The sequence below is a fragment of the Pseudomonas sp. Teo4 genome (assembly GCF_034387475.1).
In the GTDB taxonomy this organism is placed as follows: domain Bacteria; phylum Pseudomonadota; class Gammaproteobacteria; order Pseudomonadales; family Pseudomonadaceae; genus Aquipseudomonas.
Genome location: NZ_JAXCIL010000002.1, coordinates 2,301,579 through 2,315,619 on the forward strand (window position 1 = coordinate 2,301,579; position 14,041 = coordinate 2,315,619).

The 14,041-nt window shown below is 63.7% G+C and carries 14 protein-coding genes; 4 read left to right on the forward strand and 10 right to left on the reverse strand.

The window, feature by feature from the left end; all coding sequences use genetic code 11:
* Nucleotides 1–220: 220 nt before the first annotated feature.
* The 3 genes from PspTeo4_RS26945 to PspTeo4_RS26955 are packed head-to-tail and all read right to left on the reverse strand — an operon-like array spanning nucleotide 221 to nucleotide 2,653.
* On the reverse strand, nucleotides 221–913 hold the full coding sequence (locus PspTeo4_RS26945; protein ID WP_322366735.1) for a 16S rRNA pseudouridine(516) synthase: 693 nt from the start codon (nucleotides 911–913) through the stop codon (nucleotides 221–223).
* A 35-nt stretch (nucleotides 914–948) separates the two neighbouring features.
* The gene (locus PspTeo4_RS26950; protein WP_322366736.1) at nucleotides 949–1,170 is read right to left on the reverse strand and encodes a cysteine-rich CWC family protein; all 222 of its coding nucleotides are present in this window, start codon (nucleotides 1,168–1,170) and stop codon (nucleotides 949–951) included.
* Nucleotides 1,163–2,653 carry a diguanylate cyclase gene (locus tag PspTeo4_RS26955; protein WP_322366737.1) on the reverse strand — a complete coding sequence of 497 codons (1,491 nt, stop codon included), beginning with the start codon at nucleotides 2,651–2,653 and terminating at the stop codon, nucleotides 1,163–1,165. The genes PspTeo4_RS26950 and PspTeo4_RS26955 overlap by 8 nt, the downstream gene beginning before the upstream one ends.
* 212 nt (nucleotides 2,654–2,865) lie before the next feature.
* On the opposite strand from PspTeo4_RS26955, the gene PspTeo4_RS26960 reads away from it, so the two are divergent.
* Entirely contained in the window at nucleotides 2,866–3,327 is a 462-nt protein-coding gene (locus PspTeo4_RS26960; protein ID WP_322366738.1) for a hypothetical protein, read from the forward strand.
* 43 nt (nucleotides 3,328–3,370) lie between these two features.
* Here the strand turns inward: PspTeo4_RS26960 and PspTeo4_RS26965 are convergent, their stop codons facing one another.
* A complete protein-coding gene (locus PspTeo4_RS26965; protein ID WP_322366739.1) occupies nucleotides 3,371–4,477 on the reverse strand; it encodes an enoyl-CoA hydratase/isomerase family protein in 1,107 nt (368 codons plus the stop codon).
* Nucleotides 4,478–4,602: 125 nt separating this feature from the next.
* On the opposite strand from PspTeo4_RS26965, the gene ung reads away from it, so the two are divergent.
* Nucleotides 4,603–5,295, forward strand: a complete 693-nt coding sequence (gene ung / locus PspTeo4_RS26970; protein WP_322366740.1) for a uracil-DNA glycosylase — start codon at nucleotides 4,603–4,605, stop codon at nucleotides 5,293–5,295.
* Between the two features lie 154 nt (nucleotides 5,296–5,449).
* Here the strand turns inward: ung and PspTeo4_RS26975 are convergent, their stop codons facing one another.
* The 5 genes from PspTeo4_RS26975 to PspTeo4_RS26995 form a co-directional block, all read right to left on the reverse strand.
* Nucleotides 5,450–6,472 (reverse strand): AbrB family transcriptional regulator, encoded by a 1,023-nt coding sequence (locus tag PspTeo4_RS26975; protein ID WP_322366741.1) that lies wholly within the window; start codon nucleotides 6,470–6,472, stop codon nucleotides 5,450–5,452.
* Complete coding sequence (locus PspTeo4_RS26980) at nucleotides 6,465–7,979, reverse strand: tripartite tricarboxylate transporter permease (protein ID WP_322366742.1); 1,515 nt, start codon at nucleotides 7,977–7,979, stop codon at nucleotides 6,465–6,467. Before PspTeo4_RS26980 ends, PspTeo4_RS26975 begins: the two co-directional genes overlap by 8 nt.
* A gap of 3 nt (nucleotides 7,980–7,982) precedes the next feature.
* The gene (locus PspTeo4_RS26985; RefSeq protein ID WP_322366743.1) at nucleotides 7,983–8,441 is read right to left on the reverse strand and encodes a tripartite tricarboxylate transporter TctB family protein; all 459 of its coding nucleotides are present in this window, start codon (nucleotides 8,439–8,441) and stop codon (nucleotides 7,983–7,985) included.
* 121 nt (nucleotides 8,442–8,562) lie between these two features.
* Nucleotides 8,563–9,549, reverse strand: a complete 987-nt coding sequence (locus tag PspTeo4_RS26990) for a Bug family tripartite tricarboxylate transporter substrate binding protein (RefSeq protein ID WP_416196979.1) — start codon at nucleotides 9,547–9,549, stop codon at nucleotides 8,563–8,565.
* 25 nt (nucleotides 9,550–9,574) lie between these two features.
* On the reverse strand, nucleotides 9,575–10,864 hold the full coding sequence (locus PspTeo4_RS26995; RefSeq protein ID WP_322366745.1) for an OprD family porin: 1,290 nt from the start codon (nucleotides 10,862–10,864) through the stop codon (nucleotides 9,575–9,577).
* 200 nt (nucleotides 10,865–11,064) lie between these two features.
* On the opposite strand from PspTeo4_RS26995, the gene PspTeo4_RS27000 reads away from it, so the two are divergent.
* Both PspTeo4_RS27000 and PspTeo4_RS27005 read left to right on the forward strand, forming a co-directional pair.
* The gene (locus PspTeo4_RS27000; protein WP_322366746.1) at nucleotides 11,065–11,736 is read left to right on the forward strand and encodes a response regulator; all 672 of its coding nucleotides are present in this window, start codon (nucleotides 11,065–11,067) and stop codon (nucleotides 11,734–11,736) included.
* Entirely contained in the window at nucleotides 11,729–13,108 is a 1,380-nt protein-coding gene (locus tag PspTeo4_RS27005; protein ID WP_322366747.1) for a sensor histidine kinase, read from the forward strand. Before PspTeo4_RS27000 ends, PspTeo4_RS27005 begins: the two co-directional genes overlap by 8 nt.
* A gap of 125 nt (nucleotides 13,109–13,233) precedes the next feature.
* On the opposite strand, the gene PspTeo4_RS27010 is transcribed toward PspTeo4_RS27005, so the two are convergent.
* The gene (locus PspTeo4_RS27010) at nucleotides 13,234–14,040 is read right to left on the reverse strand and encodes an HDOD domain-containing protein (protein WP_322366748.1); all 807 of its coding nucleotides are present in this window, start codon (nucleotides 14,038–14,040) and stop codon (nucleotides 13,234–13,236) included.
* Nucleotide 14,041: the final 1 nt, after the last annotated feature.

Genomic DNA, 14,041 nt, shown 5'->3' on the forward strand with positions numbered 1-14,041 from the left:
TCTTGGACTGCGGGCGTGACTACCAAGTCACATGCAGACTGACGATTTGGATTCAAGCAGCAGGTTGGGGATCCCGCAAGTGCCGTTGGTGGAAAAATGTGACTTGCACCGCCAAGCGGTCGTATGACGACCTCTTGTGGTCCGCTTACCGCAGTGATCTCAATAAGGTCGAGGTCGTTGTGGGAGCCGGCTTGCCGGCGATGAGGCACGAACAGGCGGCCTAGACGGTGGCGATTTCCTCGGCCGTCAGCGCCCTGAACGCCCCTGGTTGCAGAGCTGGGTCCAGTTGGATCAGCCCCATGCTCTCGCGGTGCAACCCCACCACCTTGTTGTCGAAGTGTCCGAACATGCGCTTGACCTGGTGATAGCGCCCTTCGACGATCGCCAGCCGGGCCTGACGTGGGCCGAGAATGTCCAGTTGGGCGGGCAGGGTGGTGAGGTCTTCGAAGGCGAAGTAGAAGCCCTCACGAAACTTGGCGACATAGTGCTCGCCGATCTCGTCCTCGGTCTCGACCAGGTAGCGCTTGGGCAGCTTGGTCCTGGGCTGGGTCAGGCGTCGCGACCACTGGCCGTCATTGGTCAGAATCAGCAGGCCGGTGGTGTTGTAGTCCAGCCGCCCGGCGATGTGCAGGTCGTCCCGCAGTTCAGCAGGCAGCAGGTCCAGCACGGTGCGGTGCTGAGGGTCCTGGGTGGCACTGACGCAGCCTTCGGGTTTGTGCAGCATCAGGTAGCGAGCTGGGCGGCCGGCTTGAAGCAACTGCTCGTCCACTTCGATGCGGCTGAATTCGTTCACTTCAAACAGCGGGTCGACCACAACCTCACCATTTACCCGGACGCGTCGCTGCACCAGCAGCAGGCGCACTTGCTGGCGGTTGTAGCAGGGCAGGTTGGCGAGGAAACGGTCAAGACGCATGACGGCACGGCAGAGGATGACAGCGGGCGCGCAGTCTAGCGCGTTGGGGTGACGGGCGCTGCATCGAGTTGCGCCTGCACCCCGGCGCAGCGTGGGCACAGGCAGGCCTGGTCGCGCAGCTCGGCGGGCAGGGCCTGAAGCACGGCGGGGTCGATGGTCACGCCAAAGCACCAGCAGGCCTGGGTGGCGTTGGCTGGCTCAGCCAAGGTGCACTGGTTGCGGGCGCCACAGGCGGGGCAGTGTTGGTTGTCAGGCATGTTCGGGTCCAGGTGATTCACTGCAGACGCGGTTGCGGCCGGCCTGCTTGGCGCGATAGAGCGCACGGTCGGCGCGGGTCAGCAGAGCGTGCAAGGTGTCGCCCGGCTGGAGGTTGCCCAGGCCGATACTGGTAGTCAGTCGTAGCGGTTGGTCTTCGTAGTTGAACGTCAATTGCTCGGTGCGCCGACGGATCTTTTCGGCCACTTCGATGGCCTGACGGCCGTTGGCCTCGCGCAGCAACACGATGAACTCCTCACCGCCCCAGCGACAGATTATATCTGACTGGCGCAGGCTGCCCTGCAGCACTTGGGCGAACTGGCGCAACACTTCGTCGCCTGCCAGGTGGCCGTGGGTGTCGTTGAGCGCCTTGAAGTTGTCCAGGTCGATCAGCAATGCCACCAGCGGCACCCGGTCACGCACGGCTTCCTGCAACGCCTGGGCGGCCAGCAGGTCGAAGCTGCGCCGGTTGGGCAGGCCGGTGAGGCTGTCGAGCGTGGCCAGCGCGGTGGTGCTTGCCTGGTGCCGCTGGAGCATGGCATTGAGCAGCGACAGCACCACCAGGGTGATCATCGCGCAGATCGCCAGGTTCAGGTAAAGGGAATGGCGGACGCGGTCCAGCACGCCGGTCTCACGCTTGTCCACCAGCAGGTACCAGTCCAGCTCCGACAATTGACGGACGTTGAGGAAATGACTGTGTCCGGCGGTGTCCTGATACTCGTGGCTGCCTTGGTCAGGCACTGGCCCCTGCGTCAGTACTGCATCGAAGTCGCCGGTGTCGCTAAGCGTCTGGCCGACGCGCAGGCCATGGGGGCCGCCGTCGGAGCCGGTGAGCAGGACCTTGCCCTGGGCGTCGGTAAAGAACACCGAACGTTGGTAGCGCCGTTGGTAATCGTCGATCAGCTTGACCACGGACGCCACGCTCAGCCCCACACCGGCAGCACCGATGAAGCGCTGCTGATAATCCAGCACCCGATAGTTGATGAACACCGTGAGGCTGTCCTGGTTGGCCATGTCCAGGTCGACGTTGATCTCGTACGGTGCCTTGAGCTCGCGCAGGCGGAAATACCAGGCATCGCGCCAGGTGCCTGGCTGGACCTGCTTGAGTACACCCTTGGCCTGGTAGTAGGTCAGGCTGCGGTCGGAGACGAAGAACGAGGTGCAGGTGTCCTGCTTGCCCATCACCTCGCCGAGGTAACGGGTAATGCGCCGGGTGTCCTGTTCGCCGGATAGCACCCAGTCGCGCAGGAAGGTGTCCTGGGCCATCATCGAGGCGATCAGCACTGGGCGAATCAGGTCTTTCTGGATTTCCGAGTAGACCGTGTCGGAGGTCAGTGGCAGCTCGGTATTGATGATGCCGTCGCGGATGGCGCCGCGCGATGCGTAGTAGCTGAGCAGGGACGTGGCAAGGAAGCCGCAGGCCAGTAACACCAGCAGGGTGAGGATCAGCGAGCGCTGTGACAACAGGGCGGAGCGTGAAGGCATGATCGTCCCGTGATGTGTGCCGAGCTGACCATTCTAGTGAGATGACCGAAAAATGACTGCATATTTTTTAGGGTTAATCCGACCTGTTTCAAATTATTGCAGAAATGGCACTGCACCGAGGCGCAACGGTCTTATTCATTGTCGATGAACGCTTCGTCGTCGACGCTCGCCAGCGCCGCTGTTCGGGCACCCCTGCGGTCCAGGAGGCCGCCATGTCCTATCGAATTCTGTTGATCGCCCTGTTGGGTCTGATGACGTCAGCCTGTGTCCCTTACTACGAGAGTGGGGGCTATTACCGCTCGGATTATTACACCACCGATCGCTATGTTTCGCCGGGGTACTACCGCTATGACCGCTACTATGTAACGCCGCAACCGCGCTACTACTACCAGCCGGCTCCTCGCTATTACCAGCCTGCGCCCCGTTACTACCGGCAGGCGCCGGCACCGCATTACAAGCCTCATCCGCAGCCGGGGATGAACCAGTGGCATGGCAACCCGCGATATGACTATGGCAACCGCCAGCGTTACGACTACGGGCGGGACCGAGATCGTCATGATTATCGCAATGACAGCAAGCGCTACCAGAATGATCGGTGGCATTCGAACGGGCGCGGGGATCGTGACCGGCGTCCGGACGGTGGCCGGGGAGGTGACCGCAACTGGCAGCGGTGATGGGTAAGGCGGGGCTGCATGGCAGCCCCGTTTTTTTGGCGTTCTACTCCAGGTCAGCCAGCGGATGGCGGCCTTCCCACACTTTGGCGAAATGGGCTTCGACCACCGCCGAGGGCACCTGGGCGATGTCCGGCCAATGCCAGCGCGGCTGGTTGTCCTTGTCCAGCAGCCGGGCACGCACCCCCTCGCTGAACTCCGGATGCCGGCAGCAGTTCAGGCTCATGGTGTATTCCATCTGGAACACCTGGGCCAAGGACAGATGGCGCGCCCGGCTGATCTGCTCCCACACCAGGTGCGCGGTCAGTGGACAGCCCTCGTGCAGGCGTTGGCCGGCCTCGGCCAGCAGCGGGTCCTGATGCTGTTTCAGGCTTTCAAGCGCGCGCCAGGCGCCGACCGGGTCGGCCACGTCGAGAAGGTCGTCGATCATCCGGCGTCGTGGCAGCCACTGCGCCTCGGGCATTTCAGCCCAGGCACGGTGCTGTTCGGCTTTCAGCAGGCTGTTCAACTGCAGCTCGGTCTGTTCCTGCCAGTTCAACTGCAGCAGCTCTTCGATCAAGGCCTCCTGCTGTTGCTCACCCAGGAACCGATCGGCCAATCCCAGATCGATGGCATCGCGGGCATTGATCGGCGCGCCAGTTAGCCCCAGAAACAACCCCAGCTTGCCCGGCAGCCGGGCAAGGAACCAGCTGGCGCCAACGTCTGGATACAAGCCGATGCTGATTTCCGGCATCGCCAGGCGGCTACTGGGGGTGACGATACGTACCCCGGCCCCTTGCAGCAGCCCCATGCCACCGCCCAGCACGTGGCCGTGGCCCCAGCACAGCAGGGGCTTGGGGTAGGTGTGCAGCAAGTAGTCGAGGCGGTACTCGGCGGCAAAGAAGGTTGCCGCCAGTGGTGGGACACTGCCCGGGTGGTCGCGGCAAGCCTGGGCCAGTGCTCGCACATCGCCCCCTGCGCAGAACGCCTTGGCGCCGCTGCCGCGCAGCAAAACGCAGACCACGCCCGGGTCGTTGGCCCAGGCATGCAGCTGTTCGCCCAGGACCTCGATCATCGGCAGATTGAGCGCATTGAGCGCCTTGGGGGCATCCAGTGTGGCAATGCCGATGCGGGCGCCATCGGCGCCGGTGAGTACCTCGCATTGAATGGACATGGCTACCTCGCACAAGTCATCGCACAAGTATGGCTCGCCTGGCCGATCATGCCGGTCGCCGGTCGGACTGATTGACAAGGGGGGGCGGCTTACCTAGTGTCGCGCCATTGTTTACGGATGGCCCCATGACTGACGACGATCGCATCAAACTCGAACCCAGCTGGAAGGCCGCATTGCGCGCCGAGTTCGACCAGCCCTACATGCACCAGCTACGCGAGTTCCTGCGTCAGGAATACGCTGCCGGCAAGGAAATCTACCCGCCGGGGCCGCTGATTTTCAACGCGCTCAATTCCACCCCGCTGGAGCAGGTCAAGGTAGTGATCCTCGGCCAGGACCCTTACCACGGCCCGGGCCAGGCCCATGGCTTGTGCTTCTCGGTGCAGCCAGGCGTGCCGACACCGCCGTCACTGGTGAACATTTACAAGGAGCTGCAGCGCGACCTGAACATCGACATCCCCAATCACGGCTACCTGCAAAGCTGGGCCGAGCAGGGGGTGCTGCTGCTCAATACCACCATGACCGTGGAACGTGCCAACGCCGCTTCGCATGCCAAGAAGGGCTGGGAATTCTTCACTGACCGGATCATCCAGGTGGTGAGCGAGCAGTGCCCCAATGTGGTGTTCCTGCTGTGGGGCGCGCATGCCCAGAGCAAGCAGAAGCTGATCGACGGCACCAAGCACCTGGTGCTCAAGTCGGTGCATCCATCGCCGCTGTCGGCGTACCGCGGCTTCCTCGGATGTGGGCATTTCAGCCGTGCCAACAGCTTCCTCGAGCAGCGTGGGCTGGCGCCGATCAACTGGGCGTTGCCGCCGCTCTAAGCGTTGCTTCATCGCCGGCAAGCCGGCTCCCACAGGTATCGCGCAAGCTTTTAGATATTGAGCAAGGCAGTTGCACCCACAGGTACTGCCGTGATCTCAAGATTGTCGCGGTCCTTGTGGGAGCCGGCTTGCCGGCGATGAGGCCCATGCGGTCTCAATCCTTCCACAACCTGAACAACGGCTCTGCCAGAAACAGCACGAACAGCAAGCGCATCACCTGCAATGCAGTCACCAACGGCACCGACAGTTGCAAGGTCTCAGCCGTCAAACTCATCTCGGCAATGCCCCCGGGCATCATCCCCAGGGTCAGCGAGCGCAAGTCCAGCCCGGTCATCACGCTCAACCCCCATGCGGCACTGCCGGCAATCAACATGCACAGCGCCGTGGCAATCAACGTGCGCCCGAGAAACGACGGTGCTCGACGAAAGAACGCCCGGTTGAAGTGGCAGGCCAGGCCGCTGCCGATCAGCCATTGACCAATCTGGCTGGCGCCATTGGGCAGGGCGATTTGCAGGTTGCCTGCCAGGCTCACTGCCGCGGCAACCAGCAAGGGCCCGAACAACCACGGGTTGGGCTGACGCAAGCGCTGCCAGATCAGTGCAGTGATTACGCCGGCAGGCGCGATCAACGCCAGCCAACCCCAGTTCACGCTGCCTGCGTGGTTGAGCGGCACGCCGTCACCCAGCAGAAACTTGAACAGTGCCGGCACGCACAGCACCACCGCCAGCACCCGCAGACTTTGCGCCGCAGCGACCTGACTGAGCACCGCACCATTGCGCGCTCCCAGGTTGACCATCTCTCCTGAACCACCTGGCATGCTGGCGAAGAAGGCTGTGGCGCGATCCTCGCCAGTACGGCGCAACAACCAAACGCCAATCACGCTGGACAGCGTGGTGACCAAGGCACCGAAGAAGATCAGCGCAAAATGGCTGCCCACCTGCTCGACCACTGCGGGCGTGAAGTGCAGGCCGATGCCGATGCCGATGATGCACTGGCCGCATTTGCGGCCATTGGGGATTTCCGACAGCTGCCATGGCGTCAGGCAGCGCACCAGGATGATCGCCAGCAATGAGCCGACCATCCACGGCAAAGGCCAGCCGACCTTGCTGGCGAGAAACCCGCCAGCAAGGCCGACTAGCCCGGTCGCCCAGAACAGAGGCAGAGGCCGATCAGGCATCGGCCATGGCCCGGCGTTGCAGGCTGCGTTTACGCCAGATGCGCATCAGCGGCAGGGCCAGCATGCACACCACCAGCACCCAAACGCCCATGCTGATCGGGCTCGACCAGAGGATGCCCAGCTCACCGTTGGAGATCGACAGCGCGCGGCGCAGGTTCTGCTCCATCAGCCCGCCGAGAATGAAGCCGAGCAGGATCGGCGACAGTGGGAAGTCGAGCTTGCGCAGGATGTAACCCATGATGCCGATGCCGACCATCAGGAACAGGTCGAAGGTGGTGGCGTGCACGGCATACACACCGATCGCGGTGATGATCGCGATCACCGGCACCAGCGCCCAGTTCGGCACGGCAAGGATGCGGGTGAAGATGCGGATCATCGGGATGTTCAGGATCACCAGCATGATGTTGGCGATGAACAGCGAGGCGATCAGGCCCCAGACGATGTCGGGTTGCTGCTGGAATAGCAGCGGGCCAGGGGTGATGTTGTACAGGGTCAGCGCACCGATCATCACTGCCGTGGTGCCCGAACCCGGTACACCCAGGGTCAGCATGGGCACCAGTGCGCCACAGCACGAGGCGCCGATTGCAGTTTCCGGGGCGGCCAGGCCACGGGCGTCGCCCTTGCCGAACTTGCCCGAGGTGCCCGCGATGCGCTTTTCAGTCATGTAGGCCACCGCACTGGCCAGGGTTGCGCCAGCGCCTGGCAGCACGCCCATGACGAAGCCAAGCAGCCCGCAACGGATGTTGACTACGAACACCGAAGCGGCTTCCTTGAAGTTGAACAGCATGCGCCCGGTGGCCTTGACTGCCGCATGGCCATGGTGGGTCTTTTCCAGCAGCAGAAGAATCTCGCTGATCGAGAACAGGCCCAGCACCAGCACCACGAACTGGATGCCGTCGGCCAGGTGCACGCTGTCGCCGGTGAAGCGGTAGACACCGCTGTTGGCGTCGATGCCGACCGCCGACAGGAACAGACCGATCAGCGCCGCGATGAAGGTCTTCAGCGGTTTGTCACCGGCCATACCGCCCAGGGCGACGATGGCGAACACCATCAGCACGAAGTACTCCGCCGGCCCGAAGGCGATGGCCCATTTCGCCAGCAACGGCGCGAACAGCACCATGCCGCAGGTGGCGATCAGGGCGCCGATGAACGAACTCCACGCCGACAGCGACAGGGCCACGCCGGCCAAGCCCTGGCGGGCCATGGGGTAGCCGTCGAGGGTGGTCATGACGGTGGACGCTTCGCCCGGGATGTTCAGCAGGATCGAACTGATCCGACCGCCGTATTCGCAGCCCAGGTACACCGCGGCCAGCAGAATCAGCGCCGACTCTGGCGGCAGGCCGAGGGCGAAGGCAATCGGAATCAGCAGGGCCACGCCGTTGATCGGGCCCAGGCCCGGCAGCAGGCCGACCACGGTGCCGATCAGGGTGCCGGTGAGGGCGGTGACCAGGTTGTACGGGCTCAGGGCCACGCCGAAGCCCTGGCCCAGGTAGCTCAAGGTATCCATGTGTCAGTTCTCCAGTACGTCGAGCAGGCCGAGGGGCAGGGGCACGTCCATCACGCGGTCGAACAACCAGTAGAGAAACAGGCTCATGCCCACCACCACGATGGCGCTGTGCAGCCAGCGGCCGCCGTACAGGCGGGCCATGGGAATGCCGACCAGAATGGCGCTGAGGATGAAGCCCAAGGCTTCGAAAGTGGCGGCGAAGACGACCAGCAGTCCGACGCAGAGGCTGATCTTGGTCAGGGTCTCGCGGTCCAGCTCGGGTTCATCGTCCTTGCGTACGATGGGCGTCGGGCGGATCGCCAGGTACAACAGGCCAGCGCCCATCAGGCCCAGCATCAGCAAGGGGTAGGCGCGCGGGCCGACCGGTTCGTAGGAAAACGCGGCCTGGTAGGGCCAGGCCATTACGGCCAGGGCGGCGCACACCGCCAGCAGGGCCAGGGCGAAAATGCGTTGCAGGATCATCAAGGAGTCCTCGGTGAGGGTGCTAAGGCTGTAATGGCCTCATCGCCGGCAAGCCGGCTCCCACAGTGAGAGCACTGCAGTACCTGTGGGAGCCGGCTTGCCGGCGATGAGGCCCAGAGGCTTACTGGATCAACCCAAATTCCTTGGCCAGCGCCTTGTAGTCAGCCACCTGCTTCTTCACGTAGACGTCCAGCTCTTCACCGGTCATGGCGAACGGGAACAGCTCGCGCTGGTCGCGCAGCTTGGCGAAGTCTTCGGATGCCAGCATCTTGTCGAACGATGCTTTCCACCAGGCATAGTCTTCGTCACTGACCTTCGGCCCGAGGTAGAAGCCGCGCACCACCGGCCAGACGATGTCGTAGCCCTGTTCCTTGGCGGTGGGGATGTCTTTCATCTCGGGCTCGTCCAGGCGGTTTTCGGCGAATACCGCGAGGATGCGCATGTCACCGCTCTGGATATGCGGCATGGAGTCGGAAATGTCGGTGGAGCCAACCTGGATGTGGCCACCCAGCAGCGCGGTGGCGATCTCGCCGCCACCCTCCAGGGCCACGTAGCGCAGGTCGCGCGGGTTGATACCGGCCGCCTTGGCAATCAGCGCGGTCTGCATCCAGTCCTGGCTGCCGACGGTACCGCCGGAGCCGATCACCACCTTGCTCGGGTCCTTCTTCAGGGCCGCGACCAGGTCATCGAGGGTTTTGTAGGGCGAATCGCTTTTCACCGCGATGGCACCGTAGCTGGTACCGACCGCTGCCAGCCACTTCACCGCGTTCTCGTCGAAGCGGCCGAACTTGCCTTGGGCAAGGTTCAGCAGCGAGCCGCTGGACCATGCCACCAGCGTGCCGGCGTCGGCCGGGCGCTGGGCGACCACGGCGTTGTAGGCCACCGCACCGACGCCACCGGGCATGTAGGTCACGCGCATGGGCTTGCTGAGGATTTTCTCCTGGACCAGGGCGCTCTGGACCAGCTTGCAGGTCAGGTCGAAGCCACCGCCTGGCGAGGCCGGGGCGATGCATTCAGGGCGTTTGGGTTCGGCGGCGAGGGCATTGCCGGCCAACAGCAGGCAGCCGGTGGCCAGGACTAGGCGGCGCAGTGAAAAGGTCATCGTCATTCTCCGTGAGCATTGTTGTTATGGGTTACCACAGAGCCACGCTGTAGCTCACCAGCAGCCGCACTTCGTCGGCATCGCGAGCGAAGTTGGAGCGGAAGGTGGCGTTGCGCAGGCGCACGGCGACGTTCTTCAACGGGCCGCTTTGTACCACGTACTTGAACTCGGTGTTGCGTTCCCACTCCTTGCCCTCGCTGCCATCGGCGCGGCTGACGTTGTCGCCGTTGATGTAGCGGGTCATGAAGGTCAGGCCGGGGAGGCCCAGCGCCGCGAAGTTGTAGTCGTAGCGCACTTGCCATGAGCGCTCGTCGGCGCCGGCGAAGTCGTTGATCTGAACGAAGTTGACCAGGTACGGGTCAGCGCCGTCGACGTAAGGGAAGGCGCTGTCCCCGGACAAGTGCTGATAGGCCGCGCTCACCTTGTGCCCACCCAGGGCATAGCTGAGCATGCCGTTGACGGTGGTGTTGTCGATGTTGCCGGCCTTGGCCGCACCCTGGTCGTCACTCACTGCCAGGCGCAGGTCGGCGCCGAAAGTACCTGGCCCCCAGGGCTGGGTCGCGACCATTCCGAGGAAGTGCTGGCGGTAGATGTCGTCGAGCTGGGCGTAGTGGTAGCTGCCGGTGATGCGATCGGTGAACTGGTAGTCCAGGCCGGCGAGGTCGAAGTTGTCCGCTGCGAAGGTACCGCCAAAGCGGCCGTTCTTGTTGTTGAGGGCGAGGTCTTCCCAGTTGGTGTCGTTGCGGTCTTTGGCCTTTTCCAGGCGGCCGCCGGTGAACGTCAGGTTGTTGATCTCTTTCGAGGTCAGCAGCCCACCTTCGAAGGTCTGCGGCAGGATCCGCCCGTCGTTGGGCTGCAGGGTTGGCAGTTCCGGTATCAGGGTGCCGACCTTCAGCTCGGTCTTCGACACCTTGATCTTGCCGGTCAGGCCGAGCTTGGAGTATTCGTCGGCGGCCTTGCCGTCGTCATGGGTGGGCAGCAGGCCGGTATCGGTGCGGTCAGGGCTGGAGTCGAGCTTGACCCCGAGCATGCCAAGGGCATCCAGGCCAAAGCCCACGGTGCCTTCGGTGTAGCCGGACTCGAAGTTGAGCATGAAGCCCTGGGCCCATTCGTCGCGCTTGGATTGTTGCGCGCTGGTGCCATCGCGAAAGTCGCGGTTGAAGTACATGTTGCGGGTTTCGAATGTAGCTGTGCTGTCTTCGAAGAAGGCGGCCTGGCTCATCGGTGCGACACCAGCAAGCGCAAGTGCGCTGGCGATGGCAGAAGGGCGTGCGGACAGGGAACGGGTAGGCGCGAACGCCTGCGGCTGCGTTGACAGCATCGAGGATGACTCCGTTTATTGTTCTTATCGGCTGCACCTTGCTGGTGCTTTTTTCGGCGCGTGGAGCGACCGTGGTGCGATGCTAGGTAACGAACCTTTCGCTAACCTTTCAGCGTGAAAGGTTTGTGATTGGGGGCTTCACAGGCCGTCCGACGGCGGTACACTCCGCGCCACCGTCCCACCCGAGCAGGGAGAATCCGATGCGTGTGCTGCTGGTCGAAGACCACCTGCAACTGGCCGAAAGCGTGGCTCAGGCCTTGAAGAGCCAAGGCCTGACCGTGGATGTTTTGCACGATGGCGTGGCCGCCGACCTGGCCCTGGCCAGCGAGGAATACGCAGTTGCCGTGCTTGATGTCGGCCTGCCACGCATGGACGGCTTCGAGGTGCTGGCGCGCTTGCGCAGCCGTGGCAAGACCGTGCCCGTGCTGATGCTCACTGCTCGCAGCGATGTGAAAGACCGGGTCCACGGGCTGAACCTGGGCGCTGACGATTACCTGGCCAAACCGTTCGAGCTGACCGAGCTGGAGGCGCGGGTCAAGGCCTTGCTGCGACGCAGTGTGCTCGGTGGCGAGCGTCAGCAGCGTTGCGGGCCGTTGGTCTACGATCTGGACACCCGGCGCTTCACCTTGGGTGGGGACAACCTGACCCTGACCTCGCGGGAACAGAGCGTGCTGGAAGCGCTGATCGCCCGACCGGGTCGGGTGATGAGCAAGGAGCAACTGGCCGCACAGGTTTTCGGCCTGGACGAAGAGGCCAGCCCCGACGCCATCGAGATCTACATCCACCGCTTGCGCAAGAAGCTCGATGGCCATCCGGTGGCCATCGTGACCTTCCGCGGCCTGGGCTATCTGCTTGAGCACCGCGATGCGTGACAATGGCAGCCTGCGTGGCCGGCTGCTGGGCAACCTGGCCTTGCTGCTGGTGGTGCTGATGCTGGCCAGCGGACTGAGCGCCTACTGGAACGGCCGCGAAGCCGCCGACACCGCCTACGACCGCACCTTGCTGGCTTCGGCGCGGACCATCGCCGCCGGTTTGTCCCAGCGCGATGGCTCGCTGAGTGCCGACGTGCCCTATGTGGCCTTGGATACTTTCGCCTATGACAGTGCCGGGCGCATCTACTACCAGGTGCTGGATATCCAGCAACGATTGATCTCCGGTTACGAAAACCTGCCGCCACCGCCGCCGGGTACGCCACGAACCGACGACTACCCGGCGCTGGCGCGATTCTACGATGCCACCTACCTGGGCCAGGACGTGCGCGTGGTCAGCCTGCTCAAGGCGGTCACCGAGCCGAACATGAACGGCATGGCCGAGATCCGCGTGGCCGAGACCGAAGAAGCGCGGGTACGCATGGCGCGCGGTCTGATGGCCGATACCTTGCTGCGCCTGGGCATGCTCGCGCTGGGGGCGCTGGTGATGGTCTGGTTCGCCGTCAGTGCCGCGCTGCGCCCACTGGAGCGTTTGCGCACGGCGGTGGAAGAGCGCCAGCCCGACGATCTGCGAGCATTGCCGGTGGTGCAGGTTCAGCGGGAACTGAGCCCGCTGGTACGGGCGTTGAACCACTTTACCGAGCGCTTGCGAGGGCAGTTCGAGCGCCAGGCGCAGTTCATCGCTGACGCTGCCCATGAATTGCGCACGCCGTTGGCGGCGCTCAAGGCCCGGGTCGAGCTGGGGCTGCGCTCGCAGCAGCCGGAGGAGTGGCGCCAGACTTTGGAGTCCGCTGCCCAGGGCACCGACCGTCTGACCCATCTGGCAAACCAGTTGCTGTCACTGGCGCGAGTGGAAAACGGCGCCAGGGCCATTGCTGAAGGCGGTGCGCAGCGACTGGACCTCAGTCAATTGGCTCGCGAACTCGGCATGGCCATGGCGCCGTTGGCGCACAATCGTGGGGTGGCGCTGGCACTGGAGGCCGAGGCGCCGGTCTGGCTCAAGGGCGAGCCGACCTTGCTCAACGAACTGCTGAGCAACCTGGTGGACAACGCACTGGCCCACACGCCGGAAGGCGGTAATGTCATTTTGCGGGTGCTGGCGCCGGCGGTGCTCGAGGTGGAGGATGACGGGCCGGGGATTCCCGAGGCCGAACGTGAGCGGGTGTTCGAGCGGTTCTATCGGCGTAGTGCCCAGGGTAGTGGCCTGGGGCTCGCGATTGTCGGGGAAATCTGTCGTGCGCATCTTGCGCAGATCAGCCTGCATGATGGCGAGAATGGTGGGTTGAAGGTTCGGGTGAGTTTCATCGCGGATTGATGGGTACTGGAGCTGGTCTTATCGCCGGCAAGCCGGCTCCCACAAGTACAGCGCCACCCTCATGGGCAGTGATGGGCCTGTGGGAGCCGGCTTGCCGGCGATGGGGGCAATTCAGTTCCCAGACCTCAGCGCAACATGCTCCGCGCTTCGAGCAACTCGCCCAACTCCAGTTCCGTCCCTGGGGGCAACCCCAGGTGGCGATAGGCAGGCAGCGCGGTCAGCGGCAGGTTACGTCCGCGAAGGCTCAGGGCGCGGGCGATCTGCACGATGTCGATGTAGTCGACCTTGTCGGTCTGTCGCTCCAGGTCCTGAACCTGGCTCGGCAGGTTGACCAGTTGTTCGGGGAACTCCCACGACGTGAGGATCTTGTCGCCCAGCGCGGGCTGGATCTGTTCGATCACGTAGTGCAGGCACACCGGGTCGGACAGCAGCTCGTTGTGCTCTTCGGCATAGATCAGTACCGGCAGTGCGCCGATCTGGTGAACCAGCCCGCCCAAGGTGGCCTGGTCTGCTTTCAGTTGCGTGTAGCGGCGGCACAGCTCGTAGCTGATGCCCGCAACTTCCAGGCTGTTAGCCCAAATATCGCGCAACTTCTGCTCTACGGCAGGTGAGCGGGCGTGGAATATCTGCTCGATCACCAGTCCGATGGCCAGGTTGCAGCTGTAGTTGATGCCCAGGCGGGTGATAGCGGTATGCAGGTCGGTGACCTCGACCGCCGCACGCAGCAGCGGGCTGTTGACCACTTTGATCAAGCGCGCCGAGAGCGCGGCATCGCGGCCAATCACCTTGCTCAGGGCGGCAACACTGATCTCGGTGTCCTCGGCCGCCTCGCGGATGCTCAGGGCAACCTCGGGCAAGGTCGGCAGGACCAGGTCGTCGTTGTCGATGGCATCGAGCAGTTGTGCTTGAACCATCTCGGCCAGCTTGTTCATG